Source organism: Leifsonia sp. (assembly GCF_051955155.1).
Classification (GTDB): Bacteria; Actinomycetota; Actinomycetes; order Actinomycetales; family Microbacteriaceae; genus Leifsonia.
The window spans coordinates 1-25189 of record NZ_JBQCGZ010000161.1; the positions used below are offsets into that span (position 1 = coordinate 1).

At 68.6% G+C, this 25189-nt stretch carries 20 protein-coding genes and 3 tRNA genes; 9 read left to right on the forward strand and 14 right to left on the reverse strand.

Annotated elements, in window-relative coordinates:
* Window positions 1-55 precede the first annotated feature (55 nt).
* The 3 genes from ACTHMF_RS17310 to ACTHMF_RS17320 form a co-directional block, all read right to left on the reverse strand.
* Window positions 56-1702, reverse strand: coding sequence for an LPXTG cell wall anchor domain-containing protein (locus ACTHMF_RS17310; protein WP_440319328.1), 1647 nt, complete (start codon window positions 1700-1702; stop codon window positions 56-58).
* A 101-nt stretch (window positions 1703-1803) separates the two neighbouring features.
* Window positions 1804-3084 (reverse strand): C40 family peptidase, encoded by a 1281-nt coding sequence (locus tag ACTHMF_RS17315; protein WP_399552862.1) that lies wholly within the window; start codon window positions 3082-3084, stop codon window positions 1804-1806.
* Between the two features lie 55 nt (window positions 3085-3139).
* On the reverse strand, window positions 3140-4405 hold the full coding sequence (locus tag ACTHMF_RS17320; protein WP_440319330.1) for a peptidoglycan DD-metalloendopeptidase family protein: 1266 nt from the start codon (window positions 4403-4405) through the stop codon (window positions 3140-3142).
* Window positions 4406-4747: 342 nt separating this feature from the next.
* On the opposite strand from ACTHMF_RS17320, the gene ACTHMF_RS17325 reads away from it, so the two are divergent.
* From ACTHMF_RS17325 to ACTHMF_RS17335, 3 genes are all read left to right on the forward strand, one after another.
* Window positions 4748-4820 (forward strand) — tRNA-Glu (locus ACTHMF_RS17325).
* 51 nt (window positions 4821-4871) lie between these two features.
* Window positions 4872-4948, forward strand: a tRNA-Asp gene (locus ACTHMF_RS17330).
* Window positions 4949-5004: 56 nt separating this feature from the next.
* Window positions 5005-5080 (forward strand) — tRNA-Phe (locus ACTHMF_RS17335).
* 74 nt (window positions 5081-5154) lie between these two features.
* Here ACTHMF_RS17335 and ACTHMF_RS17340 read toward each other — a convergent pair.
* The 5 genes from ACTHMF_RS17340 to ACTHMF_RS17360 all read right to left on the reverse strand — a co-directional run bounded on the left by ACTHMF_RS17340 (window position 5155) and on the right by ACTHMF_RS17360 (window position 10713).
* Entirely contained in the window at window positions 5155-6255 is a 1101-nt protein-coding gene (locus ACTHMF_RS17340) for a tyrosine-type recombinase/integrase (protein WP_440319332.1), read from the reverse strand.
* A gap of 550 nt (window positions 6256-6805) precedes the next feature.
* On the reverse strand, window positions 6806-7573 hold the full coding sequence (locus ACTHMF_RS17345) for an ABC transporter permease (protein ID WP_440319334.1): 768 nt from the start codon (window positions 7571-7573) through the stop codon (window positions 6806-6808).
* On the reverse strand, window positions 7570-8301 hold the full coding sequence (locus ACTHMF_RS17350) for an ABC transporter ATP-binding protein (protein ID WP_440319336.1): 732 nt from the start codon (window positions 8299-8301) through the stop codon (window positions 7570-7572). The genes ACTHMF_RS17345 and ACTHMF_RS17350 overlap by 4 nt, the downstream gene beginning before the upstream one ends.
* A gap of 11 nt (window positions 8302-8312) precedes the next feature.
* Window positions 8313-9713 carry an APC family permease gene (locus ACTHMF_RS17355; RefSeq protein ID WP_440319338.1) on the reverse strand — a complete coding sequence of 467 codons (1401 nt, stop codon included), beginning with the start codon at window positions 9711-9713 and terminating at the stop codon, window positions 8313-8315.
* A gap of 115 nt (window positions 9714-9828) precedes the next feature.
* Complete coding sequence (locus tag ACTHMF_RS17360) at window positions 9829-10713, reverse strand: DUF4396 domain-containing protein (protein WP_440319340.1); 885 nt, start codon at window positions 10711-10713, stop codon at window positions 9829-9831.
* Between the two features lie 10 nt (window positions 10714-10723).
* Between ACTHMF_RS17360 and ACTHMF_RS17365 the strand changes: the two genes are divergently transcribed.
* From ACTHMF_RS17365 to ACTHMF_RS17375, 3 genes are read left to right on the forward strand one after another with little or no spacing between them, the layout of a single operon-like run.
* Window positions 10724-11656, forward strand: a complete 933-nt coding sequence (locus ACTHMF_RS17365) for a cytochrome c oxidase assembly protein (protein WP_440319342.1) — start codon at window positions 10724-10726, stop codon at window positions 11654-11656.
* Window positions 11653-12498 (forward strand): cytochrome c biogenesis CcdA family protein, encoded by an 846-nt coding sequence (locus ACTHMF_RS17370; protein ID WP_440319344.1) that lies wholly within the window; start codon window positions 11653-11655, stop codon window positions 12496-12498. The genes ACTHMF_RS17365 and ACTHMF_RS17370 overlap by 4 nt, the downstream gene beginning before the upstream one ends.
* Window positions 12495-13679 (forward strand): redoxin domain-containing protein, encoded by a 1185-nt coding sequence (locus tag ACTHMF_RS17375; RefSeq protein WP_440319346.1) that lies wholly within the window; start codon window positions 12495-12497, stop codon window positions 13677-13679. The genes ACTHMF_RS17370 and ACTHMF_RS17375 overlap by 4 nt, the downstream gene beginning before the upstream one ends.
* Before the next feature lie 19 nt (window positions 13680-13698).
* Here the strand turns inward: ACTHMF_RS17375 and ACTHMF_RS17380 are convergent, their stop codons facing one another.
* Genes ACTHMF_RS17380 through ACTHMF_RS17395 form a run of 4 tightly spaced genes read right to left on the reverse strand, consistent with a single transcriptional unit; the run spans window position 13699 to window position 16549 of the window.
* Window positions 13699-14877, reverse strand: a complete 1179-nt coding sequence (locus ACTHMF_RS17380; RefSeq protein WP_440319348.1) for an FAD-binding domain — start codon at window positions 14875-14877, stop codon at window positions 13699-13701.
* A 24-nt stretch (window positions 14878-14901) separates the two neighbouring features.
* Complete coding sequence (locus tag ACTHMF_RS17385) at window positions 14902-15573, reverse strand: methyltransferase family protein (protein WP_440319350.1); 672 nt, start codon at window positions 15571-15573, stop codon at window positions 14902-14904.
* Entirely contained in the window at window positions 15533-16030 is a 498-nt protein-coding gene (locus tag ACTHMF_RS17390; protein WP_440319352.1) for a hypothetical protein, read from the reverse strand. The genes ACTHMF_RS17385 and ACTHMF_RS17390 overlap by 41 nt, the downstream gene beginning before the upstream one ends.
* A 48-nt stretch (window positions 16031-16078) precedes the next feature.
* Window positions 16079-16549, reverse strand: coding sequence for a MarR family winged helix-turn-helix transcriptional regulator (locus tag ACTHMF_RS17395; protein ID WP_440319354.1), 471 nt, complete (start codon window positions 16547-16549; stop codon window positions 16079-16081).
* Window positions 16550-16616: 67 nt separating this feature from the next.
* Between ACTHMF_RS17395 and ACTHMF_RS17400 the strand changes: the two genes are divergently transcribed.
* Complete coding sequence (locus ACTHMF_RS17400; protein ID WP_440319356.1) at window positions 16617-18386, forward strand: chloride channel protein; 1770 nt, start codon at window positions 16617-16619, stop codon at window positions 18384-18386.
* A gap of 52 nt (window positions 18387-18438) precedes the next feature.
* Complete coding sequence (locus tag ACTHMF_RS17405) at window positions 18439-18678, forward strand: SDR family NAD(P)-dependent oxidoreductase (protein ID WP_440319357.1); 240 nt, start codon at window positions 18439-18441, stop codon at window positions 18676-18678.
* Between the two features lie 854 nt (window positions 18679-19532).
* Here ACTHMF_RS17405 and ACTHMF_RS17410 read toward each other — a convergent pair.
* Window positions 19533-19664, reverse strand: coding sequence for a hypothetical protein (locus ACTHMF_RS17410; protein ID WP_440319359.1), 132 nt, complete (start codon window positions 19662-19664; stop codon window positions 19533-19535).
* Between the two features lie 109 nt (window positions 19665-19773).
* On the opposite strand from ACTHMF_RS17410, the gene ACTHMF_RS17415 reads away from it, so the two are divergent.
* Window positions 19774-20247, forward strand: a complete 474-nt coding sequence (locus ACTHMF_RS17415) for a helix-turn-helix domain-containing protein (protein ID WP_440319363.1) — start codon at window positions 19774-19776, stop codon at window positions 20245-20247.
* A 617-nt stretch (window positions 20248-20864) separates the two neighbouring features.
* Here ACTHMF_RS17415 and ACTHMF_RS17420 read toward each other — a convergent pair.
* Window positions 20865-25112 (reverse strand): DUF7507 domain-containing protein, encoded by a 4248-nt coding sequence (locus ACTHMF_RS17420; protein WP_440319361.1) that lies wholly within the window; start codon window positions 25110-25112, stop codon window positions 20865-20867.
* Window positions 25113-25189 lie beyond the last annotated feature (77 nt).

The following is a 25189-nucleotide window of genomic DNA, read 5'->3' on the forward strand; positions in this document are numbered from 1 at the left end:
GCCGGCGCATCCCGCACTGCGGATGCGCCGGCCCTTTCCGTTGCCGCCCGGGGAGCTAGCCGCGCCGGGATCGAGCGGAGCGCCTGCGCGTGGTCGCGAGGCTCGCGCCTCCGGCGACCAGGAGCGCGGCGACGAGCAGGAGCGGAGTCGTCGCGTCCGATCCGGTGTCCGCGAGCTCGACGGTCGCGCCGCCGTCGACCGCCGCCGGCGCGACGACGGCCTTCGCGGTCGCGTTGAACGCGCCGACGTCGCCCGCGGTCACGCACCGGCCACCGGTCCGCTCCGGCCCGTAGCCGAACGCGATCAGCATCCGCGGGCCCGGCGGCACGGAGAGCGTGGTCGCCCAGGTGCCGTCCGCTCCGACGACGACGCGACCGTCGTAGGCGGGAGCGGCGCTGGGATCGCCGCCGGAGACCTCGTCGGTCAGCGTCTCGAGATAGGCGAGCGCCGTGTCGGGATCGGCGTTGTAGACCTGGACGCCCGAGCCGGGATCGCCGATGCCCGTCACGGGGACGAGCAGATTCCCCGGATGCGCCGGGTCGGCCGCGGCGGAGACCTGCGCGCCGTACCGGGCGATCCAGTCCGACGGCGTCTGAGGCTCGTCGGGTCCGGAGGCGCCGCCCGACTCGACCGTCGACTCGTCCGGGACCGGCGAGGTGATGATGGGCCCGCTGACGCAGCTCTCGTCGGCGTGCACCGTGAGGTCGCTGATGACGACGGGGTCGGAGGGGCGGGTGATCGGGCCATCGCTGTCGCCGTAGGCCTGCGCGGTCACCTCCAGCGTCCACACGCCCGAGGTGATCGAGATCCGCGTGGTCCAGGCGCCGCTGTCGTCGGCGAAGGCGATGCCGTAGCCTGCGGGGTCGTCGTCCGAGTCCGGGCTGCTGATCCACACCACGTCGCCCGGGGCGGAGGTGCCGGAGACGGCGATCGAGGCGCCGCCGTCGAAGTCGGTCAGCAGGTGCGTCGCGACGACGGTGTCCCCGCTGTGCGGGCTGAGCACGACGGGCTGAGCGCTCTGCGGCGCGTCGAAGACGACGCCGACGAACTGTTCCGTGAGCGTCCGGGCGCCCGCCTTCCCGGTGACATCGAAGTACTGCAGGTAGGACGCGGTGTCGGCGACGGTGACCTGCACGCTGAAGTCGCCTGCGGCGTCCGCGGTCACGCGGCCGACGGTGTCGCCGAGGTCGTTCTGGATGACGATGCGGGATCCGACCGGCGCGCGGCCGGTGAAGGTCACGACGCGGGGACCGTGGATCTCGTCGCCGTCCTGCGGCGAGGTGAGCACGAGGTCCTTCGGTGCGGGAGCCGCGGCCGCCTGGGGCTGCGGAGCCGGGGTGTCGGTCGGCGAAGGCGCGGGCGTCGCTCCTGCGCCCGGAGTCGCCGTCGGGTCGGGGGTGGACGGGTCCGTGGTCGCACCCGGGTCCGGGGTCGCACCCGGGTCGGGCGTCGCCGTCGGGTCGGGCGTCGCCGTCGGGTCGGGCGTCGCCGTCGGGTCGGGCGTCGCCGTCGGGTCCGGGGTCGCCTCAGGATCGGCCGTCGCACCCGGGTCGGGGCTCGTGGTCGGGCCGGGCGTCGCCGCCGCAGGGCCGTCGCCTGCCTCGTCCGCGAACGCGGGCGACGCGACGCCCGCGAACAGAACGGTCATGCTGACGATCGCTGCGAGCGCGACGACGCGCCCGCGCACTGAACCTGCCTTCACCGGCGACTCCCCCATCGGTCGCCTCTGGCGGGCGAACGATTCTTTCTACCGGAAGCCTGCGGGAGCCCGCGGCCCCCAGACCGCGGGTCAGCCGTCGCGGGTCACGCGGAGGGGCGCGCGACCATCCCCCAGGGCGAGCCCCAGACGGACTGGATCTTGACGACGTCGCCCTCCGTGGGCGCGGCGATCATCTGGCCGCCGCCGATGTAGATGCCCACGTGGTAGAAGTCGCCGGGGGCGTCGCCCCAGAAGATCAGGTCGCCCGGCTGCTTGTTGCCGTAGGAGACGAGCTGGCCGCGGTTGGCCGCCGTGAAGTACTGGTTGTTGACCGAGTGCGAGCCGATGTAGAGGCCGGCGGACGCGTACGCCTTCATCGTCAGGCCGGAGCAGTCGTAGCCGTTCGGGCCCTCGCCGCCGAAGATGTATGGCTTGCCCAGCTGTGCCCGCGCGTAGGAGATCGCGGTCTGGACGACGTTGCCGTTCGGCGGGGCAGGGGTGCTGCCGCCGCCACCACCGCCACCGGTGTTGCCGCCACCGCCTCCGGTGCTGCCGCCGCCTCCACCGCCGCCGCTGCCGCCGCCCTGGTTCTGCTGCTGCTCCTGCTGCTGCTGTTGCTGCTGGCGGATGCGCTCCTCCTCGGCGGCCTTCGCCGCCGCGGCCTGCTGCGCCTTGACCTGCTCGCCCTGCAGGTACGCGGCCTCGACCTGGGCCGAGGTGTTCTTGAGCGTCGCCAGCTGGGCGACCAGCTGCGTCGACTTGCTCTGCTGCTCGGCGAGCGCCGCCTGCGCCGCGCTCTGCGCCTGCTGCGCGGCGGCGAGGGCCTCGGACGCCTTGGTCGCCAGCGCCTCGCGCTCCTTCTTGGCCACCGTGGCCTGCGCGTTCAGCGACTGGGCGTTGTTCTTGTCCGTGGTGGCCTGGTCGTAGACGGCCTTGGACTGCTCGGTCAGCTTGCTCATGGTGCCGAGCTGGAACAGGAGCTTGTCGGCGTCGGAACCCGAGCCGCCGCCCTTGAGCATCAGCTCGGTGCTGAGGTCGCCGCCGCCCGCCGACTTCGCGAGGTGCGAGGCGAGCAGGCCGGCGCGCATCTGCGAGGTCTTGGCCTTCTCCTCCGCCGCGTCCGCCTGCTTCTTGAGGTCCGCCTCCTTGGTGGTGGCGGCCTCGAGAGCATCCTTCGCCTGGAAGTACGCCTCCGCCGCCTTCTCCGACGCCACGCGTGCGGCGTCGACGGAGGACTGCAGGTTGCCGATCAGCGAGGTGATGTTGTCGATCATCGCCTGCTGCTCGGCGACGTTCGCCTTCGCCTGCTGCACGTCGTTCCACGAGGGGTAGTCGACGGCGTGTGCCGGGGTCACGATGCCGATGGACGCGGTGACCGCCCCCATCACTCCGGCGCCGATCGCGAGACCGGGACGGACGCGCGAGTTCTTCGAGGGGTCGCTAGCCAAGGGGTGCCTGCCTGTCTCTCATGAACGGGATGCCGTCGATCTTCTGGCCGTCGATCCTGACCTCGAAGTGCAAGTGGCATCCGGTCGAAGCGCCGGTCGTGCCGACGCGTGCGATGGGCTGCCCCGCGCTGACGCGCTGGCCGATGCCGACCAGGATGCCGCCGTCGCGGATGTGGGCGTAGCCCGTCTGCGTGCTGCCGCCGTTGTTGATCAGCACGAAGTTGCCGTAGGAGCCGTTGGGGCCGGCGTACTCGACGATGCCGCCGTACGCGGCGTAGATCGGGGAGCCGCAGCCCGCGCCGATGTCGATGCCCATGTGATAGGTGCTGCCGACGCCGCCCGGAGAGGGACGGGCGCCGAAGCCGTCGGTGATCGGTCCCGCAGCGGGGACCGCCCATCCCATCGGCCCGACGTAGCCGCCGGGGAGGCCGCCCGACCCGCGCGCCGCTGCAGCGGCCGCGGCCGCCGCGACGCCCTTCTCGTAGCCGGCGACGGTCTTCGCCGTCTTGTCGCGCAGAGCCTTCAGCTGCGCCTGCATGACGACGATCTGCTTCTGCTGCTCGGCGAGCTTGTCCTGCGCCGCCTTGGCCGCGGCGATCGCCGCCTTGAGCGCCTCCTGCGCGGCGACCTGCAGCTTCTGGCGCTCGGCCTTGGCGACGGCGGCCTGCGCGGACAGCGCGCTGGCCGAGTTCTGGGCGGCCTTCGCGTCCGCGTAGACCTTGTTCGACTGCTCGACGAGCTTGGACATACTGCCCAGGTCGGCGAGGAGCTGATCGGGGCTCGAGGTGGATGCGCCGTTGCCGCTCAGGAACAGGTTGGCGGTGAGGTTGCGGCCACCGGTGCGGTAGAGCTGGGCGGCGAGCTTGCCGGCCTGGGCGCTCGCGGCGTCGGCCTTCTTCTGACTGGCGGTCGCCTGCGCCTCGAGGTCGCGGGCCTTCATGTCGGCGCGGTCGTAGTTCGCCTCGGCGACCTGCAGCTCCGCGCCGCGTTTCTCCGCATCGGCCTGGGTGGACGCGACCTCGCCCTTGAGCTGGGCGATCAGCCCGTTGATGCGCGTGACGGTCGCGGAGGCGGAGGCCTCGTTCTTCTTGGCGTTCTGGACGTCCTGCCAGCTGGGGTAGTCCGCGTAAGCGGGGACGGCGACGGCGCCGACACTGGCGACGACCGCGACGGCGAGACCGGCCAGGGCGGCGCGGAGGGTCCTGGCACCTCGCGGGGCCGACGGCCGCCGTCGGCTCCTGCTGGTCTCGCGTCTCATCCTCATACCGAACCGTTCACACCAGTCATCTTCTGTCACGCCAGTCACATCAGTCCCACTGTCACCGTGTGCAACTTTAGCAACTCCCTTTCCGCAGGCCCAGGGTTGCGGGGCAGGCGGGAAGGGCACGGGGATGTGCGGTCGGCGAGGACGGCCGGGGGGACCGTCGCTCGCAATCTACCCACGCGTTGCGCGGACGTCCGGGCATTGGTGCGGGGCGTGGCGCGAACCCGCGCGCGGGCGACCCGCCCGGGTGGAGGCGCCGATTCGCTTAATGAAGCGGACTTCCGTATGCTTGTTCGTCGGTGGTCATCGGAAAGCGCAAGCGATTCGGGACGATCCGGCCCCATCGTTTAGCGGCCTAGGACGCCGCCCTTTCACGGCGGTAGCACGGGTTCGAATCCCGTTGGGGTCACGGTCCTTCGGCACCGATGACGTCCACTACAATTGAAAAGCACCACAGTAAGGCCCTGTAGCGCAGTTGGTTAGCGTGCCGCCCTGTCACGGCGGAGGTCGCGGGTTCAAGTCCCGTCAGGGTCGCCACGGCGAGAAGCCCTTCCATTCGGAAGGGCTTCCGTCTACCACCGCCTCGGCGGTGAGGCTCTGTAGCTCAGTTGGTAGAGCGTTCGACTGAAAATCGAAAGGTCACCGGATCGATGCCGGTCGGAGCCACCAGAGAAAACCCCCGGGTCCCAATCGGAATCCGGGGTTTTTCGTTTGCTGGTCGCGGCTACCGAATCGGCGTTTGACTACAGTTTGACTACGACTGATTTCGCACCCTGGGCATCGAGTGCGTTCGCAACGTCGTCGAGGTCATCGTCGAAGAGGTCCGCGTAGACGTCCAGGGTCATCGCGGCGGACGCATGGCCGAGCATCCGTTGCACGGATTTGATGTTCGCGCCGGCCGACACGGCGAGCGACGCGGCCGTGTGCCTGAGGTCGTGGGGAGTCAGCCGCGGGAAAGTGTCGTCCTCCGTCATGCACGGGGCGACCGCCGCGTTGAAGACTCGGTTGCGGAAGTTGCCGGCCCACAGCACACCGCCATCGGCACCGACGAAGACCGGCGCCTCGGGGTCGCGATCGGCGCACCGCGCCTCGAGCAGAGCCGTCAGTAGGTTAGGAAAAGGGACAGACCGCCGCTCGTGATTCTTCGGTGTTCCCCAGACGATCACTCCGCGGGGTTCGGAGACCGCGCGGGCTATGTCGAGCCGTCGGCGCGTGAAGTCGACACGGTTGATCCGGAGGCCGGCCATCTCTCCCCAGCGGAGCCCCGCATATGCGAGGAAGAGGACGACGTCACCCTGATCTCCGCATTCCGCCGCCAGCGCCCGCACTTGCGCGTGCGTCAGGTACCCGTGCTCGCGCGATGACAGCCTAGGCAATTGAATGCCGTCGGAGGGGTTGAAGGTGATGCGCCCATCGCGTATCGCGTACTTAAGTACGCCAGCCAGGACAAGGTGTATCTGCCGCACCATGGAGGGCCCGAGGGTGGTCGAGAGTTCCCCCACCCATGCTTGGACGTCGCCGTGCCGTACGTCCACGAGCCGAATGTTGCCCCATCGCGGGAGCACGTACTTGTCGAGGTGGAATCGGTAGCCCGAGCGAGTCGTTGGTTTCACCTGCACCTGGGCACGAAACCACTCTTCGGCCACGTGCGAGACCGGAGTCCTCGCCTTGGTCGGGTCGACCCACTCACCCTTGGCTTGCGAGACATTTACCGACGAAAGGAAGAGCTCCGCTGCGCGCTTCGTGGTGAAGCCCCGCTTCATCGTGTTGCGATGGTCGGGCGTTCGGTACTGAACCCGATATCGCTTGCCCGCTGCGGTCTCGTAGGACTCAATCGATCCCATGTCCGACACCCCTTGAGTCGATGAGGCGATTGTCCGCCGGACCACTGACGAGAAGTCGTCGGCGCTCCCGCAGCCTGCTGAGACTCACGAACGGAACGCACGCCGCCTCAGCGGTTGGCGCAGCCACGCGCCCGATCGGTGTGAACGGGTCGGCAGCAATCGCCCATCCATCGACTGCGTATCGGCTGACGGTCTCGACGCAGTCCCTCTTATCGTCCATGCTCGGGCTGAGCGAGCCGACGACTCCGACCAACCCGCCCTGCAGTACCGGAGGGAGCGCAGCGGAGCGAGGATATGCCGCGAAAGCCCGGCACGGGGAACCGGGAACGAGTTACGATCGGCCGACGGAAAGACAAACAAGGCAGTAGGTGCAGCGCCGCCGCAGGCGGCTCCTCATTCACCTGCGCCCGGCCGCACAGGCGCAGTCTCCAGTCGATCACCGACGCTCCAGGTGGCTTTCTCGCGTGAGATCGGCTGGGCCATCTATCGCGCAAGCAGGCCAACAGATCAGATTCCAAGGGGGCGCGGTCGGATCGTATCCGGCAGGGCCTCATCGATCGAGCTGAAGGCGATGCCAACTGACGATGGTCGCTGCGATACCCGCAGCCGGGAGCAGGAGCGACCAAAGCAGGGTGACGGCAGTCGACGGGGAGGGCGCGAGCGCCCAGAGCGCTGGGGCTGACGGTGGATACCAGGTGCCTCCGCCAGAGAAGACGATCACCTGGGCGCTCGCTAATAGGACGACCGTCGTGGCGATACCGCCCATCAGTCCACGGCTGAGCGTGGACACCCACGCGGCGGGCACTGTCATGCCTGCGGTCGTCAGCAGCAGCACCGGCAGACGTCCGACGACCGTTTCCAGATCCGTCGCCCGCGGAGCACCTAACCCGATCAGGAAACCCGCGGTCAGCAGGGCTGCAACGAGGCCGGCCGCCACGCAGAGCGTCCACACGAAGAAGGCAGCGAGCTTGGCTGCGGCGAGCGACGTCCTGGAGGCCGGGAGGGCGAACAGTCCCGGGATGGTCCCTTCGGCGAACTCGCGCCCGAAGCTCCAGCTGATCAGGATGCCGCATGCGCCGGCTCCCGCTGCCCCGGTGACCTGCAGCGCGGCATCGACGTAGCCGGCCCATCCGCCTCCCCGGACGACAGGACCCAGCTTCGCGACCACCTCGGGGGGCCCGCTCGTGACCGCGGCGATGACCGCGGCGCTGATGGCAACGACGCCGAGGACGAGGAGCACGGCCGCCACGAGCGGAACGCGGGCGCGGACCGACTTAGCCAGCTCGACCGCTATGGCCGTCGGGAACACCCCGTTCATGGGGCTTCTTCTCCACGCGAACGGCGCTGTTCGTCGTCAGCGAGGACAAGAGCGAAGAAGGTCCGCTCGAGCTCGGAACCGCCGGGCGTCAAGCGGCCGATGATGCGTCCATCGTTGATGACGGTGATGCGATCGGCGACGCGAGAGACCTCGTCGAGGTGGTGGCTGGAGATGAGGATGGCTGCGCCTGCGCCGGCACGCCGTCGAAGCTCTTCCCGGAGCAGGATGGTCCCCGACGGGTCGAGACCGGTCGTCGGCTCGTCCAGGACCACGAAGTCCGGGTCATGTTGGAGGGCGGCAGCCAGTCCGAGCCGCTGTCTGTTGCCGAACGAGAGGGTGCGTGCGCGGCGGTGCGCATATCGCAGCAGCCCGAACTCTTCGATGCTCGTGCCGACCAGTGCGTCCCGGCCGGTCCTGGGCACGCCGTGCAGGGCGGCCGACATTCGCAGGTTGCCGGTAACGGTGAGCTCACCGTAGATCAGCGCACCCTCGACGAGATGCCCTACCCGCGACCACACTCCTGCGCCCGCCGACTGCAGCGGGACGTCGGCGATCCGGATGGTCCCTGAGGCCGGCCGAATCATGCCGAGCAGCACCTTCATCAAGGTGGACTTGCCTGCGCCGTTCAACCCGACCAGCGCGTGGACCTGTCCCGGCGCCACCGCCAGTTCGACACCGCGGATCCCGGCTCCGCCCGCGTAGGTACGGGTGACTCCGGACAGCACCATGCCGCCTGACATCACTCGTCCGGTTCTTCTTCGGCCTCCGCCGCGGCGTTACGGATGCCCGCCGGGCGCCCATTGCGCACCCACCTCGCGTAGAGTCCACCGGCGATCGCCACGGCGGCGACGAGGCTGACGATCGGGAGCCCACGCGAGAGGTTCGCCACCAAAGTGAACGCCACCACGACCGCGCCCGCGATATTCAGCAGCAGCGACCCGATCCGGCGCTCACGCCACGAGAACCGTGCCATGGCCAGCAACCCCGCCAGGAAGCTCAGGAACACCGACACGGCGTAGAACAGCACCAGCTCCTGATCACTACCGCCCGCTATCGCGGTGATCACCCCCGCCAGGACAACGAAGACCACGACACCCCAATACGGCGTGTGGTGCCGATTCGTTCGCCCCAGTACCCCCGGGAGGATCCCGCTCCGCCCGCCCGCGGACACATCAGCGGCAAGAGCCTTCAGAAGACCGGGACCGGCTTGGAACGAGGAACTCGCCGCAGACAGCAGCAGGAGAGCAGTCACGAACTGGAATGCGGCGAACAGCGGTGCGGGCGCCGCCACCCGCGCAAGCTCCGCGATCTGCGTCGACTCGGCCGGCGGGATTCCGATCTGCAGCCGAGTCGCCTCCGCCGCAATCCCGAGGGTGATCACACCGACCACGACAAGCGTCAGCATCAGGGTGATCCGCCCGAAGCGGCGCCGACCGTCGTCGTTCAATTGGCCGAGCTGCGCGATCGCGGACGACGGCGCCTCCACACCCGTCGCCAAAGCCATCGCGACCGGGAACGCCAGCACCACCGCCAGTGGAGCCGCATGACCGGGGGTGGAGGTGATGGTCCCGGTCGGTTGCGGCTGGGCCCACAGGCCGAACACGAGCACCGCGACGGCTACCACGATGAATGCGATGGTCAACAGGGCGAAGAAGAGCCGCCCGAGGTGCCCGAACCACGTCAGACCGCCCACCAGCACCACCAGACCCAGCGCGAGCACCAGCCGGTATGGCGCCAGAGCCGGGAAATAGGCGATCACCGCCGAGGACCCGGCCGAGACGCTGATCGCGATCGTCAGCACGAAATCCACCACCAGCGCACCAACTGGGATGAACGACCATCCGTCGCCGAACGCCTCACCGACCGCGGCCGACGCTCCCCCGCCCTGCGGATACCGGGACACCAGCTGCCGGTAGTTGATGATCACCAGCGCGATGATCGCGACGACGAGACCCATCGTCGGCAGCAGCAACGCAAGGTCGCCGTTGAGGGCGCGCAGAGCCGCCTCGACCGCGTATGCCACGGACGACACCGGGTCGGCCATCACCGCGAACGCGAAAGCGATCAGCAGGATCGGGCCGGACCGGAGATGTCGGGAGATCGCGCGAGGGGGTGTAGTCGAGGTTGCAACGGGGGGCATGGGTGCTCCGTCCTTCACGAGGATGACCAGTCAGGTCATCCGCCGACCAGACTTCCCGGCGCACCAGGCGACATCGTACTCCCCGCCAGCCTTCGCTGGACGCTGTCGCACCGGTTCACATCCGCTCTTTGATTCCCGACCGGACGAGCAGCCAGTTGACCGGGTAGCTGGTGGCGAAGCCCGCGAGCATCGCCCCCTGCATCGCGAACCAGAACTCCGGCGAGTTCACCGGCGCGCGCCCACCGCACCACGCGGGAAACAGCACCAGCTGAATGAGGGCCATGAACCCGAACATGCCGACCTGCCATGCCGTGATGGAGGCGGCGTCGGCCTTGATCGCATCGAGCAGGCTTCGCCCGGCGCTCTGGTCTCGCATCGGTGCGATCGCGAAGTACTGGAAGGCGATGCCGATCACGAAAGCGAGCACGAAGTCGATCACCCAGACCGCGAACATCTTGTCCTCGAAGAACCATCCCCAGCCGCCCAGCACCGCCACGACCGGAATCGCGAAAGCCAGCCATTCCGCGATGAGATCGCCCAGGGCACAGCCTGCGCCACAGTGACTGGTGCCCTTCGCAACGGATACGCCCATCGACGCGTCCTCGTCATGGTCGCCGCCGGTTTTCGCCTCCGATCGCCCGTGTGACAGGTAGAAGATGAGTCCCACCAGGCCGGCGAAGAGCATCGTCACCGGCCAAACCACCGCCATCACCCTCATGGGTTGCGGCCGGCGGATCACGTCCACCGCCGTCCAGGCCGCACATCCGACACCGATGAGGAGTGAGGTCACGGCAACGGCCGTGAACCAGAGAGGAAAGTGTGCGAGCGGTGGCGTGATCGGATCCTTTCGTCGCCGCGAGCGAGTCGTGTACAGTTGCAACTGTTGCATGAATGCATCAGTGATGGTACCCCAGCTGCTCTCCGGGTCAACGCCTGCCGTCGACCCGCCATCGGTGCACGCCATGAGCGGGCCGATGTGGATGCCGATGGCGCCGCCCACGTTCGCCCGGATGATCGCACTGCATCCGCAACCCGTCCCGGTCATCCCCGTGCTGATGCTCGTCGTGGCAGCCCTCTATGTCACGGGCGTCGTCCTGCTGCGGCGCCGCGGCGACCGTTGGCCGGTGAGCCGCACGCTGTTCTGGACGCTGGGGATCCTGACGGTGCTCGCCATGACGGCGACCGGGATCGACGGCTATGGGATGGAGTTGTTCAGCGCGCACATGGTCCAGCACATGGTGCTGTCGATGCTCGCGCCGATCTTCCTCGTGCTCGGCGCTCCGATCACCCTTGCGCTGCGGGCACTGCCAGCCCGGCCGGCAGGTACGCGGTCGGCGAGATCGGCTCTGCTCGCCGTGCTCCATAGCCCCCCGGCGCGGTTCGTCGCACACCCCGCTACGGCGCTTGTGCTCTTCCTCGCCAGCCTCTACGGCCTGTACTTCACGCCGATCTTCGACGGGCTGATGGGCACCATGTGGGGACACAACCTGATGCTGCTGCACTTCATCGCGATCGGGTTCCTCTACTTCTGGTGCGTGCTCGGGGTCGACCCGACACCTCGCCGGGCCTCCCGCGGCCTGCGCAAGTACGCGGTGCCGACCGTGCGGATCCTGGAGCTCGCGGCGACGGCGCCCTTCCACGCGTTCTTCGGCGTGATGCTGATGATGGCGGTCAGTCTCGTGGTCGGCTTCTACCGTGCGCCGATCCCCGGCTGGGGGATCGCGCCGCTGGCGGACCAGGCCGTTGGCGGCGGCATCGCCTGGGGCTTCACCGAGCTGCCGACTCTCTTCGTCCTGGGCGTCCTTTTCCTCCAGTGGCAGCGCTCGGACGAGCGCACCACCCGACGGCGAGAACGATCGGCGGCACGCGCGGAAGCCGAACGACAGGCGTACAACGACTACCTCCAGCGTCTGGCGGCTCACGACCGAGGTGGTGCCCGGTGATCGGGCCCGCGATCGTCTACGCGTTCGCACTCGGGCTCGCCGCCGCGGTCAACCCGTGCGGGTTCCCGCTGCTGCCCGCCTACCTCGCCGTCTTCCTCGGGTCCGAGCCTGCGCCCGTCGGGGTTCGGCTGTTGCGAGCACTCCGCGCCTCGGTGGCGATGACGGGCGGCTTCCTCGCGGTGTTCGCCGTCGTCGGCGTCGCGGTCGCTGCCGGTCTCCGGCTCGCGGTGGCCTGGGTGCCCTGGTTCACGGCGGCACTCGGGCTGACGTTGCTGATCGCCGGCGTCTTCGGTGTAGCCGGCCGCGAACTGCGTATGCCGGCGATCGCCCTCCCGTTCCGATCGGGACGGGGAATGGTCGCGATGGGCAGTTACGGCGCAGCCTTCGCGGCCACTTCCCTCGGCTGCGCTTTCCCACTCTTCGCCGCCGCCGTCGCACCGCCCGCCACGTCCGGCTCCCCACTCGACACCGCGGTGGCCGCCCTCGCCTACGCCCTGGGGATGGGGCTGTTCGTGGCGGCCTGCAGCATCCTCGCGGCGCTTCTCGGTGCCGAAGCGGTGCGGGTGGCCGGAAAGTATGCGCGGCGACTGCCGAAGGCAGCCTCCGCACTCCTGCTCATCGTCGGCATCTACTTGCTCGCATACGGAATGCGGCTGATCCTCGAGCCTGGCAAGGAGCCCTCCTTAGCGGTCTTCGTCTCCCAGGCGAGCAGTTGGCTCACCTCAGCGGTGTCAGCCCATCCACTCGCTGTCGGCACCGTCGCAGTCCTCGTCGTCCTCACAGCGCTGGCCATCGCAGGGGTGGCCGTCCGATCGAATCGTCACCCTCCGGAGGAGCCATGAACCGTCACGGCCCACGCACCTGGCCGATCGTCGCCGCCGCGACCGTCGTCCTGGTCGGCTTCGGCGCTGTCCTCTTCGCCGCGGCCCCGCCGCAGTCCGGCAGCGCGGCCGCCCCCTCGTCGGCGCCAGCCGCCCCCGGCATCTCGACGGCGGCGGCAAGCCTGCTGCAGCTCGACCCGCTCGGAAAGGCCGCGACCAAGGCACCGGCCTACTCGCTTACCGACCAGCACGGAAACCGCATCGGCGCCGACACCTTCCACGGCCGGAGCGTCGTCCTCACCTTCAACGACGACGAATGCCAGGACCTCTGCACGCTTCTCGCGCAGGACGTCGCTCTGGCCGACCATGACCTCGGCTCCGCAGCCTCCCGGGTCGCGTTCGTCTCGATCAACGCCAACCCGTACCATCCCGCGGTCTCCGACGTCGCCTCCTGGAGTGATACGCACGGCCTCGGCCGCGTGTCGAACTGGTACTTCGGCACGGCCGCCCCGAAGACCCTCGCCGCAGCGGCAGCCGCGTACGGCGTGCCGATCCAGCTCGACCCGGCGGAGCAGTCGGTGGTGCACGGCACGGAGATCTTCTTCATCGACCCGTCCGGAGTCGAGCGGGCCCTCGGCCAGTTCGGTACCGACGCCGCCAGCACCGCCCCGTTCGCACACACCATGGCGCAGGAAGCGGTCGACCTCCTCCCCGCCGTTCAGCGGCGAACCGTCGCGGGGTCCGCTGCGGTCGATCTCTCCGCCGACGGCACCGGCGTCGGCGCGAAGCCGAAACCGTTCTCGTTACCCGCCCTGAACGGGTCAGGGCACGTCGGGAGCGCCGCGGCCGCAGGCCACTACACGGTGCTCAATTTCTGGGCGAGCACGTGCACCGCCTGCGTCGGCGAACTAGCGGATCTCCAGAAGATCTCGACCGAGTTCACTGGCCGAGCTGACCTGATCGGCATCGACGTCTCCGACGACACGACTGCCGCACGCGCCGTGACGCGACAAGCTGGGACAGGGTACCCGCTCGCGGTCGACGCGAACGGTTCAGTCGCAGGCCCGTACCGGATCTCCGGCCTTCCCTACACCGTGATCCTGGACCCGACCGGCCACGTCGCCATCCGCCATCCCGGCGCGTTCACCGCCGAGCAGCTCGAGTACGTGCTCGACTCGCTCGTTCCGCCCGCCACGAAGTAGGACGGGACCGGGCGCCCGCTCACGGCCGGAAGTCGGGCAGCTCGATCCGGTCGTACAAGCTGCGGCCGACCGCGAGGTCGGACACGCCGGGCAGTGTCATCAGCCGCATCACCGTGTTACGCAGCCGCAGCAGCGCTCGGCTACGCGGCGCGAACGCGCCGCCCATACGAGTCGCACCGTGCTGCTTGGCGCCGATGAACGCGCCTAGCCGCTCCTGGTATGCCGCGAATGCCGTGACGTGGTCGCCCCCGGCCGCATGCAGCTCCGCGGCCAGCACGTACGCCTCGATCATCGCCAACGCCGTGCCCTGCCCGGCCAGCAGCGACGGCGCGGCGGCCGCATCGCCCACGAGGACGATCCGTCCGCGACTCCACGACGGCATCCGGATCTGGCTGGCGGAGTCGAAGTAGAACGTGCGCGCCCGCGGCAGTGTCGCCAGGATCGCCGGCACCTCCCAGCCGAGCCCGCTCAGCCGGTCGCGGAGCAGCCCCTTCTGAGCGTCGATGTCGCCAAGCGGGATCGGACCCTCGTGACGGAACGTGAAGACGAACATGGACACGTCGTCGTCCAGGCTCAGCCGCAGTGTCTGTGCGCCGACCTGAGTGCGCATGACCGCGACCAGTTCGTCCCGCGGCCGGTAGCCGACAGCGTCGAACACCGCCACGGCGATGCCCAGGCTGCGCTCGTACTCCGACTCCGGTCCGAACGCCAGCCGCCTGACCGCGGAATGCAGCCCGTCGGCGCCGACCACCAGGTCGAAATGCTGGTCGCCGCCGTGGGCAAGTCGCACCGCGACGTGGTCGCCCTCGTCGCGAATTTCCTCGACCGTGTCGCCGAAGACCTGGTCGACGTCATCCGGCAGCGCGTCGACGATGATCCTGGACAAGTCCGAACGGCCGACGCTCACGTAACGGGCCCCATGCCGGCCGATCAGCTTCACCGGGTCCAGCGACAGGATCCGGCGTCCGCGCTCGTCGACCTCGCGCACCTCCCGCATCCGGTACCCCGCCGCCTGGACACGGTCCGCGATGCCCATCCGGTCGGCGACCTCGAACCCAGCACCCCAGAAATCGACCAAGTATCCGCCACGGCGCAATTCGGGCGCAGACTCCAGCAGCACCGGCTCGTGCCCGCTGCGCCGCAACCAATAGGCCAATGTGGGGCCGGCGATCCCGGCTCCCACGATCAACACCTTCATGACGACCTCCTCGCCGCCCTACCTTCACCACACGAGCGGGATGTACCGCCTCGTCGTCGCCGCCCAGCGATCGAACTCGTCGCCGTAGTGCGCCTTCAAGCGGCGGTCGAGTGCCGGGATCGCTGCGAACACGAACCCGGCGGCCATGATCGCTGGGATCACCAGCGCGACCCAGGAGCCGGTCACCGCGGCGAACCCCGTGAACAGAAGGGTGTCGCCCAGATAGTTGGGGTGACGGCACCACCGGAAGAGTCCCCGCGTGTACAGGTGCCCGGCGTTCTCCGGGCGCGCCTTCCACGCCCGCCGCTGCAGCTCGGAGAACGTGTTCATCCACGAGCCGAACACATAGAGGACGACCCCCAGCACCGCCCAGCCGTCGAGAGCGGCGCTCACGTGCGCGGCGACGAACCCCATCGTGGCGTGGATGACGAACATCCAGCCCCCGACCAGCGCGGCCTCCGCGTAGGTCACCGGCCGTTGCACGGTCACATACGTGGTGACGAGGACCCGCAGCACATACACCAGCGAGAACGCCACCACCAACCACGCCCGCGCCGGCGCTGCCGCCGAGATCGGGCCGAAGACCAGAAAGGCAGCGGCCGCGGCGCCCAGAATATTGGCACCGGTCAGCACGGCGCGTGGGCCACTGCTCGTCTCAGGCGTATTCATCGCCGACCTCCTGAAGGTCACCGGCATCGTCGACCTCGAACCACACCGGATCCGGGTAGAGCCCCGGCCGCGCTCCATCGAGCGGCCGGGACGTACGGAGCGCGGTACACAACGACCACAGCACCGCGCTGTAACGAACGGCGTCGTTCGCGAGCGGATTCTCAACGGGCGCTGACGACCAGAGCACCAGTTCTGCTCGCCTGTCTCCCGCGACAATCGCAGAGACGAACGCGTCGATCCACGGGTCGCGCCTGGCGATGGAGCTCAACGGAGCGCGGCAGGCGAGAAAGCGGCCGACGGTGTGCGCGAGCAGAAAAGCATTGCACCGGAACCAGGTCTCCTCCGAGGACAACCGAACCGAGGCCGTCCATTCCTCCCACGCGATCTGGTCCGCTTCCGAGGACAGCAACGTCTCAATGCTCGAGGCGAAGTAGTTCTGAACGCTCGCCTGTGTTACGGCCAGCGCCGTATCAGGATCCGTCATCGCATCTCTTTCTGGTGAGGTGAAGGCCGTGTCCCCGCACGGCCAGGGTCAGAGGCCCAACGTCAGCAAGTCCTCCGGAGTCGGCTCCCCCGCAGCAGTGGAGAAGACCTCCATGGCGTCGATGATCTGCTGCTGCTCCTCCGCGGTCAGCGAGGTCAGCACGGACGCCACCTGGCGGCGCCGCCGTTCGGTGACCTGATCCACGAGCCGGCGGCCCTCCTCGGTGAGGTCGACCAGGATCTCCCGCCTGCTCTGCGGGCTCTCCTGCCGGAGCACCCAGCCGCCGTCGACCATCCGATCGATCGTGCGGCTGAAGGTCGAGGGCACGGCCCCGACCCGGGCCGCAAGCGCCCCCATCCGCATCGCACCAGAGCCCGAGAGCACGACGAGCACACGGAACTGCGGCAGCGTCACCTGCTCCAGCGCGTCGGACACGGACCGGGCGACGATTCCCAGCAGCGCCCGGGACGCGCGCAATGTCGCCTCGGTCGCCTCGTGGGGGAATCCGTGATTCTGCATGGTGCCTCCAGTGTTACGCTTTTGATGCACTTATGCAACAGTTGCATCTTTACACGATTGGAATTCAGTGTCCGCCATCACCACGAGCATCCGTGGAATCGTCGACGGCTCACGTGACAGCATGACGCACTGGTGGCGGCGCGTCCTTGCGACGCCCGCACCCCTGATCGCTTCGGCGATCGTCGTGGGGGCCGGGGCCGGACTCGCCGCCGTCGTGTTCCGTTGGCTCGTCCAGACCGCCACCCTGATCTTCACCGGCACGACCGACTACTCCGCGACGACCGGGCATCCCGCAAACCCCTGGGTGCCCTGGCTCGGCGGTGCGTTCGTCATCCTCGCCCCCGCCATCGGCGGACTGATCTACGGCCCGCTCGTGCACCGCTTCGCGCGGGAGGCCCGCGGACACGGCGTGCCCGAGGTGATGTACGCCGTCGCGCGTCGCGGTGGCCACATCCCCGGACGCGTGGCGGTCGTCAAAGCGCTCGCCTCCGCGATCACCATCGGCTCCGGCGGCTCCGTGGGCCGCGAAGGGCCGATCGTCCAGATCGGCTCCGCACTCGGCTCTACGCTCGGGCGGATCACCCGGATGTCGGAGTCGCAGCTGCGCACCCTCGTCGCCTGCGGCGCGGCCGGCGGTATCGCTGCCACGTTCAATGCGCCCATCGCCGGCGTCTTCTTCGCCCTCGAACTGATCCTGCGCGACTTCGCCACCCGCTCGTTCGCTGCGGTGATGCTCTCATCAATCACGGCGTCCGTGGTCGGACGGGCCATCCTGGGCGATCATCCCTTCCTTGTGCTGCCCGCCTTCCGGGTCACCCAGCCGAGCGAATACCTTCTCTTCGCCGGCCTCGGGCTGCTCGCGGGTGCGGTGGGTGTGCTCTTCAGCAAGATCCTCTACCTGATCGAGGACGTCTGCGACTGGGCGTGGCGTGGCCCCGAATGGCTGCGCCCGGCCGTCGGCGGCCTCCTGCTCGGCCTGCTGCTGTTCGCGATGCCCCAGCTGTACGGCGTCGGCTACCCGGTACTCGAAGCGAGCGTCGCCGGGAAGTACACCATCGGGTTCCTGCTGCTGCTCGTCGTCGCCAAGATGGCCGCCACCAGCCTCACCATCGGCATCGGCGGCTCCGGCGGAGTCTTCGCCCCCAGCCTCGTCATCGGCGCTGCGTTCGGTGCTGCGGCAGGCGAAGCCATCGGCCTCGTCATTCCCGGGCTCTCGGGCCAAGCAGGAACCTTCGCCCTGGTCGGCATGGCCGCCGTTTTCGCCGGGGCGACCCGGGCGCCGATCACAGCAGGGATCATCCTCTTCGAGCTCACCGGCGAGTACTCGATCATCCTGCCCCTCCTGCTCGCCGTCATCGTCGCCACCGGCATCTCCCGTCTGCTCAGCCGCGACACCATCTACACCCGCAAGCTCAGCCGACGCGGCGTCGACCTCAGCGCCCCCGCGCTCCCTGCGCTACGCGGGGTCTCGGTGGCGGCGGTGATGTCGGCGCCGCCGCCGTCGATCCACTCGGACCGCACTGTTCGAACAGCGCTCGCCGAGCTCGGGTCGTCACACCGCCGCGCCGCCCCGGTCGTCGGCGTCGACGGAAAGCTGCTCGGAGTGATCACCGCGGCCGACGCGGCCGACGCTCTGGCGACCGACGACGGTGCCGCATCCCGTGCCGTCGCCGAACTCACCGAAACCGTCACCGCGGTCGCCGTCGAGGATCGCGTCGCCGACGTGCTCGACCGCGTCGTCGATGCTGTGACGACCGACGGAATGCCCGTCGTCAGCGACGGCGTGCTCGTCGGCTGGCTCGCGCCGGCCGACCTGCTGCGCGCGGCAGCGACCTGATCCACTCCGCGAAAGGGGAACGAGGATGAATATGCAAGGCAAAACAGTCGTCGTGACCGGAGCCAGCGGCGGCATCGGGCGCGCCGCCGCCATGGAGTTCGGCCGCAACGGTGCCGCCGTCGCGTTGCTGGCTCGGGGACAGGCGGGCCTCAAAGGCGCTGCGGCGGAGGTACAGAGGGCCGGGGGCCGCGCCATCACCATCAGCGTCGACGTGGCCGATTCGGCGGCGGTCGAGGCCGCCGGGAGCCACCAGAGAGAATCCCCGGTCAGCCGGGGGTTCTTCTTTTGTTGACCCTCCCAACCTCGCACAAACCCCGCGTTTTCAGATGGGGCCTTCCAGGCGTTTGCCGAGTACGTCAGCCGCGCGTAGCGCCCTTGATCGTTGCGACCGTCTTCCGGAACGAGTGAGTCGATAGCTTCGGGTAGCCCCGTGAATCACGGCGGTCACGAAGTTCGCGCTGCGTGTTTGAAGGGACCGCAGAAGTTGACCTGGATCAGTAGCCCGACGGACAGAGATGCAGGTGTGCACTGCTGAACCACTCGCCGCAACTGGATCATCGGCCTCGGCGCGACTGCTGTGGTCGCCGCAGTGGCGCTCGTCGGTTCTGGCTCAGTGAGCGCGGCGCCGAGCAGCGACTGGCCGCTGAATAGCACCCAGCAGGCGCAAGCACGCCAAGCACTCATGGGCTATACCAGTCCTGACCGGAGGTTTTAGGCGCGTCGACCACGTACCAGATATTCGGTACACGGCGGGAAGACAGGGGCCCGAGGAACGGATGCTCCCCCGGGGCCTTCGAGCCGGCTTGCGTGCAGCGGAAGCGAGCTCGTGCTGTGCGCGCCACGGCAAGGCGGTCTGCGCGCTCGGTCTTCGGCGCCACCATTGGTGGGCCAATGGGTGGGGTGGTCTGCCCCCCGGTCTAGCAGCTGTATGTGCCTCCGTGGCGGGTGGGCGCCCGCTGCCTCCACCGATCCGCCACCTCGTTACCCCGGGCCCGGAATGTTCTGGTCTAGAGGGGCGGCTAGGCGGCGCGCACGCCCTCAATGCCAACTCACCGCGCTCCAAGCGGTCTCCGCAGCCGAACTTTCATATCGGGGAGGCATATGCGACGTACGCGAACGACTTCGCTGCCGCGAGCACCTCGCGAATCACTTCTGGCTCGCCTTCGCGCAGCACCGTCGCGGGTGCCACGCCACCAGCGACGGGTTCCTGCCCTTGAACCACGACTGCACCATGACGGCGTCGTAGCGCTCTCGAAGCAGTGCAGTGGCGAAATGCACGTGGTGCTAGCGGTTCTGCTCCCTCTCACCGGGCCCGCCTGCGCCGCGTGCACAGCATTGCGCCCGAGGCTTCACGCCGCCGACGTAGGCAATCATGCTCACGCCGAGGATGTCGCGGAGGCGCGTTATCGGCCCCCGCCGGCGGGTGATCGGCCTGCAGCGTGAGGAAGTCGCCCTGCTGGCCGGCACCAGCGCCGAGTACTACCTCCGGCTCGAACAGGGACGCGACAAGCACCCGTCAGAGCAGGTCGTCGAAGCGCTGGCACGCGCCCTCGAACTCGACCACGAAGGCCTCACATACGCGCTCACCCTCGCCCGCTCACGAACGCGCCTGACCAAACCCGCTGCGCCCATCAAGGAGCGGGTGCCTGTGGGCACTCAGATGCTCCTGGACACCATCAACATCCCCGCATTCGTGATGAACCGGTACCGAGACGTGTTGGCATCCAACCCGCTCGCCGTCGTCTTCGGGATCGGGGACCTCGGACGGCTCGGGGAGCGTCATGGCGACCTTCGGACGGAACACCGTCTCCGGGTCTTCTGTTCGGTGCGGCCGGTACAGGAGGCCGCGCGATGGTTGTGATGGCGCTGGCATTCGGTCCGCGCTCATGACCTGCCCGCGCGGTAATAGATGTGTGCTCCAAGCAGGGTTGAGGCTTGGTAGCCGTACATCCCGCCATTGTCTGGCCCCTGAAGACGAATGAGGCCTTCGTGCTCCCACTCGCTGAGTTCCGACAGGGAGATGCCAGCGAGGGCCGCGAACCGGTGACCGTCGACCAGGCCGTCCACGTTGCTTCGGGCTCGGACACTGCTCGGGCGAACCCCCAAGGCGTCAGCGATCGCGCCGGTGGCGAGACCAAGCTGAAGAGCGCCACCGAGAAGGTGTCGGGATGTTCGGTATGCGATCCTCAGTGCAGAGCCTGCAGCGGCTCGCTCTGCAGCGGCCGCGGCATGGAGCACATCGAGGACACGATCCAGGTGTGCCTGACTCAACGGCACCGCGGTCGAATCCACATCATTCATTTCTCGAAGTCCATGTGGGCTGGGAGCGCCGTATCGTGTGTGGCGACTCCGGCGCTCCCAGCCTCCCGGGGCGCCGAGCCGGCTCCCCTCGATGCTGACGCTCCCCCTGACACGTCAGCTCGACCGTCGGCAGTGGGCCGGCACTCTGGGGAAATGCCGGCCCACTGTCACGGTGGTTTACTCTGCCGTGCGGCGTCGGCGGATCACCAGGAAGGTGGCTCCGGCGCCGACCAGGAGCAGGGCGATGATGCCGGGGGCGACCAGGTCGCTACCGGTGGATGCCAGGCCGGTTGGTGCGGGCGGGTCGACATGGTGGTTGGTGGTGCAGTCCGGGTTCTGGTCGGCCGCAGGCACACAGGCGGCGTCCTTGTCCGGGCTGGTGACCACGTTGCGGATCTGCTTGTCTCCGTCGCCGGTCACCGTGACCGAGTAGGTGATGGTGACCACCTGGCCGACCGCAAGGTCGCCCTTCCACGTCAGGGTGTCGCCGTTCCGGACGACGACGCCGGAGCTGGCCTTCTCGTTGCCGACCCAGGTCGCGTCATCGAGCACCTTGGAGAGGTCGTCGACCACTGTTCCGCTGGTCGGCCCCTCGCCGGTCTGGTTCACGGTGACGGTGTAGTCGATGCGGTCACCGACCTTGACCTCGGTGCCGGGCTTGGGGTTCGACGTCTTCGAGAAGGTGTAGCCGCCGTACTTGTGGATGGTCGTGCAGTCCGGCGTCCCGTCGGGCGCCGGCACACATTCGCCACCACCGTCTGGTGCGGTCACGGCGTTGCGGATGGTGGTGTCGCCGTTCCCGACGACCGTCACCGAGTAGGTGATGGTCACGGTCTGGCCCACTGCGAGGTCGCCGGTCCACTTCAGGGTGTCGCCGTCACGGACGACGGTGCCGGCCGTGGCTTTGGCGTCGTCGTTGTAAGTGGCGTCATCGAGCACACCGCTCAGGTCGTCGACCAGGGATGCGCCAGGGTAGGCGGCGGGTCCGAACTGGGTCGCCGTCACCGTGTAGGTGATGGTGTCACCGATCTTCACACTGGCCGGTGACTTGGGGTTCGCCATCTTGGAGTAGTCGAACCCGCCGATGGGATGCGTTGTCCGGCAGTCGGGGTTCTGATCGGCGGCGGGCACGCACGTGCCACCGGGCGACTCCACCTGGTTGTTCAGGGTGAGGTTCCCGTCACCGTGGAGGACCTTGACCGAGTAGGTGATCGTGACCGTCTTCCCGACCGCAAGGTCTCCCTTCCAGGTCAGTGTGTTGCCGGAGCGTGACACAGAACCGGAATCGGCCTTCTCGTCACCGACCCAGGTGGCGTCGTCGAGCACGTCGCTGAGGTCGTCAGTGACGGTGACGCCCTTCTGGGCGACGGCGCCGACCTGACGGACGGTGACCGTGTAGGTCACGGTCTGGCCAACCTTCACCGCCGTTCCGGGCGCCGGGTCAGAGGTCTTCGAGTACTCGTAGGTACCGACTTCGTGGTGCGTCTCGCAGTCGGTCTGCTCCGCACATCCCGGGGAGGTCACCACGTTGTCGAGCAGCGAGTTGCCCAAGGAGGCAGAGTCCTTGACCGTCACGGAGTACGTGATCTTCGCCACGCCGCCGACCGGTACAGTCCCGGTCCAGTCGATGGTGCCGTCGTTCAGTGTCGCCGTGCCGAGATCGGCGGCCAGGTCACCGTTGTACGTCGCGTCGTCGGTCACACCGGCCAGCGCGTCGTGCAGTTCGGCGGCCGCGGGGACCGTTCCCTTCTGGGTGACGGTGATCGTGTAGTGGATCACATCTCCCGGCTTCACCGTCGAACCGGTCGCCGGGTCCGACGTCTTGACCACGCTGTAGTCCACGACGTCGACACCTGCGGGGTCGCAGTTGATCGTCGGAGTGATCCCGGAGTCGGCGGGCACGTCGGCCGCTGCGCAGGCGGTGTTGATGCCCTCGCCGCCGGTCGCGGTGATCGAGTACTCGTGCGACTGCGTGTCACCTGGCGCGAGCGTGTCGATCGTGAACGACCCCAGCTGCGGCTGCTTGTCGTCGGAGACCTTGACGTTCGTCAGCGTGCCCTGACCGGTGTTGGTCACGGTGACGCGGTAGTGGATGGTGTCGCCCACTCTGAAGGTCGGATAGTCGGTGACATCGTTGGCGTCGTGCCAGTTGCCGTCGGCGTCCTGCACCTCCTTCTTCAGGGCCGCCGAGTAGTAGTTTGCGATCAGGATCGGCGCGGAGGTGCGCATCACCAGTTCGGTGTGCTCGCTCCGGGCCTGCGCGCGGTTGACCAGCTTGTCGCCGCCCTTGACGCCGTCCGTGGTGATGTTCACCTTGAACTGCTGCGTCGCTCCGGCCGCGAGCTGCGGTCCGACGACGCGCGCCGCGGTGGCGTTCGGGACGAAGGTGGTGCTCCAGCCGACGCTGTTACCCGCCGGGTCGCCCGCGGCACCGTTGGAGGGGTCAGCGGGATCGTCGGACAGTGTGGCCGGGTCGGCCGTCGTGTAATAGACGGTCGCGCCGGCAACGGCGTCGATGCTGGTCAGCGCGTAGCTGCCGCCGAAGCTCGTGCCGCGGCCGTCGCCGTTGTAGGGAAGGATGTCGATCGTGTCGGTGAAGGTCTGCGCGGTCGGGTCGAACGATCGCAGGGTGACGGTCCAGGATCCGTCGCCCTTTCCGTCACCGTTCACGTTCGGGATGTACGGCGTGTCCGCCGCCTTGCCGATCTCGGTGTAGCCGTTGGCGGCGACGACCACCTGCGCGGTGGCCGGCTGCGAGCTCGTGCCGGACACGGAGGCGACCGCGGAGTTCTCCAGCACCGTTCCGGGCTTGACCGTCGCGGCTGCGACCGCCTGATAGGTGAGGGCGTGCTCGGTGTTGGTGGTCACCCCGTCGAGCACCCACGTCAGAACCTGCTGGCCCGACCCGTTCGTGGTGACCGTCGGAGGCGGCGTCGCGGACCCGTCCACGTAGGTCATGCCCGCCGGGAGCGTGTCGACGATCTGGTACCCATCGACCGAGGTGGGCAGGTTAGAGGGGACGTTGGCGGAGTAGGTGAGGGAGAAGCCGGCGGCCTGGCCCGGGTTCACCGAGCCGCGGTCGGCGGTCTTCTCGATGTACGGGGTGGTGCCGACGATGCGCACGAGGTCGCGGGTGGCGACCGCAGTGCAGGGGTAGCGCAGACCCGGCGTGTTGGTCGCGCAGGCGCCGTTGCTCGCCCAGTTGGTGCCGTCGCCGGTGCTGTACATGAAGTTCCAGATGTCCTGGCCAACCGGCGCGGTGTCCTTCACCGTATAGCGCACGAGCCAGCCCGCGTTGATCAGGTTCCACGACTCGGCCTGCCCCTGGGTGAATGTGACGCGAACCGCCTTCACCGTGCTCGGATCGGCAGGAGGCGTGGTGGTCCACCCCGTAGTCGCGCCGCAGTTCGGGAAAGCCTGCGGGTTGTAGGAGGCGCTCGCGGGGTTCACGGTCGGGTCGTTCCCGACGTAGTAGGAGACCACGGCACCCGGGGTGATGTTGCCGGGGACGATGTCCACGAAGTCGAGGTACTTGGTGTCCACCGGCGCACACATCCCGATCCCGAGGGTGTCGGCGCGATCCATGCCGGGAAGACCGGTGACGAGGGACTGCTGGATGGTGGTGCCGGGCGAGACGACGTAGGTGCTGTCGTAGTTGCTGCCTCCGGAACCGGTGTAGCCGCGGTTCCACGGCGAGGTGAAGGTGCCCGGGTAGAACCAGGTCTTAGTCACGGTGTTGTTCGCAGGGTCGTCCTTCGCCGTGTCGGTGCCGGCGGCGGACGTGTAGGTCGGGGCCGACGACTGAAGCGTGATCGACCCGGCAGACGTCGGGACCAGGTGCAGCCAGATGGAGCCGCTGGCGAGCGCGACCTGGTCGGCGGGGAGGCCGGCGCCGGTCGAGTCCTTCGTCGCCGGAGTCGCCGGGTTGTAGTCGATGCCGGTCAGGGTCAGGCGGAACGTGTTCGCCCCGGTCTGCTGCACGGTGCACGTGGTGACGGGGGTGACCATTTGGTCGGCCGGGTGGCTGCCGCCGGACCACGGGTGCCCATTCGCGACGCCGGAGGTGAACGGGGTGCACTGCTGGGCGCCGACCGAGATGCTCGAGAACGGACCGCTGGTGGTGAGGTCGTAGGTGACCGTCTGCGGGCCATCGGCGCTGCGCTTGTCCTTGCTCAGCGTCCATTGCAGATCGAGGTCGACGGTGGGACTGGCCGGATAGCCCTTCAGACTGTAGCTGTTCGTGGCGACGGACCAGCGGATGTCCATCCCGAACGGGTTGTTGATCGCAATCGGCGAGAGGTCGGCGGTCGCGCCGTCGATCGTCCCGGTTCCGGTGATCTGTGAGCCGGTCTCGCCGTCCGCCCGGATCGGGGTCTGGATGACGTGCGAGGTGCCCTGGTCCTTCGTGCCGATGTTGCAGACCATCGTGCGCCCGTCCGCCGAAATGCTCGACACCGGCGTGACGCCCGTGGTCAGACAGGAGGCCGGGAGCTCGGTGAACT

Coding starts and splice junctions, on each gene's coding strand:
- ACTHMF_RS17315 (WP_399552862.1), bottom strand. CDS start 3,084: ATGGGGGCGGTCACCGCGTCCATCGGCATCGTGACCCCGGCACACGCC.
- ACTHMF_RS17320 (WP_440319330.1), bottom strand. CDS start 4,405: ATGAGACGCGAGACCAGCAGGAGCCGACGGCGGCCGTCGGCCCCGCGA.
- ACTHMF_RS17340 (WP_440319332.1), bottom strand. CDS start 6,255: ATGGGATCGATTGAGTCCTACGAGACCGCAGCGGGCAAGCGATATCGG.
- ACTHMF_RS17345 (WP_440319334.1), bottom strand. CDS start 7,573: ATGAACGGGGTGTTCCCGACGGCCATAGCGGTCGAGCTGGCTAAGTCG.
- ACTHMF_RS17350 (WP_440319336.1), bottom strand. CDS start 8,301: ATGGTGCTGTCCGGAGTCACCCGTACCTACGCGGGCGGAGCCGGGATC.
- ACTHMF_RS17355 (WP_440319338.1), bottom strand. CDS start 9,713: ATGCCCCCCGTTGCAACCTCGACTACACCCCCTCGCGCGATCTCCCGA.
- ACTHMF_RS17365 (WP_440319342.1), top strand. CDS start 10,724: ATGATCGCACTGCATCCGCAACCCGTCCCGGTCATCCCCGTGCTGATG.
- ACTHMF_RS17375 (WP_440319346.1), top strand. CDS start 12,495: ATGAACCGTCACGGCCCACGCACCTGGCCGATCGTCGCCGCCGCGACC.
- ACTHMF_RS17380 (WP_440319348.1), bottom strand. CDS start 14,877: ATGAAGGTGTTGATCGTGGGAGCCGGGATCGCCGGCCCCACATTGGCC.
- ACTHMF_RS17385 (WP_440319350.1), bottom strand. CDS start 15,573: ATGCCGGTGACCTTCAGGAGGTCGGCGATGAATACGCCTGAGACGAGC.
- ACTHMF_RS17390 (WP_440319352.1), bottom strand. CDS start 16,030: ATGACGGATCCTGATACGGCGCTGGCCGTAACACAGGCGAGCGTTCAG.
- ACTHMF_RS17395 (WP_440319354.1), bottom strand. CDS start 16,549: ATGCAGAATCACGGATTCCCCCACGAGGCGACCGAGGCGACATTGCGC.
- ACTHMF_RS17415 (WP_440319363.1), top strand. CDS start 19,774: ATGTCGCGGAGGCGCGTTATCGGCCCCCGCCGGCGGGTGATCGGCCTG.
- ACTHMF_RS17420 (WP_440319361.1), bottom strand. CDS start 25,112: ATGGTCTGCAACATCGGCACGAAGGACCAGGGCACCTCGCACGTCATC.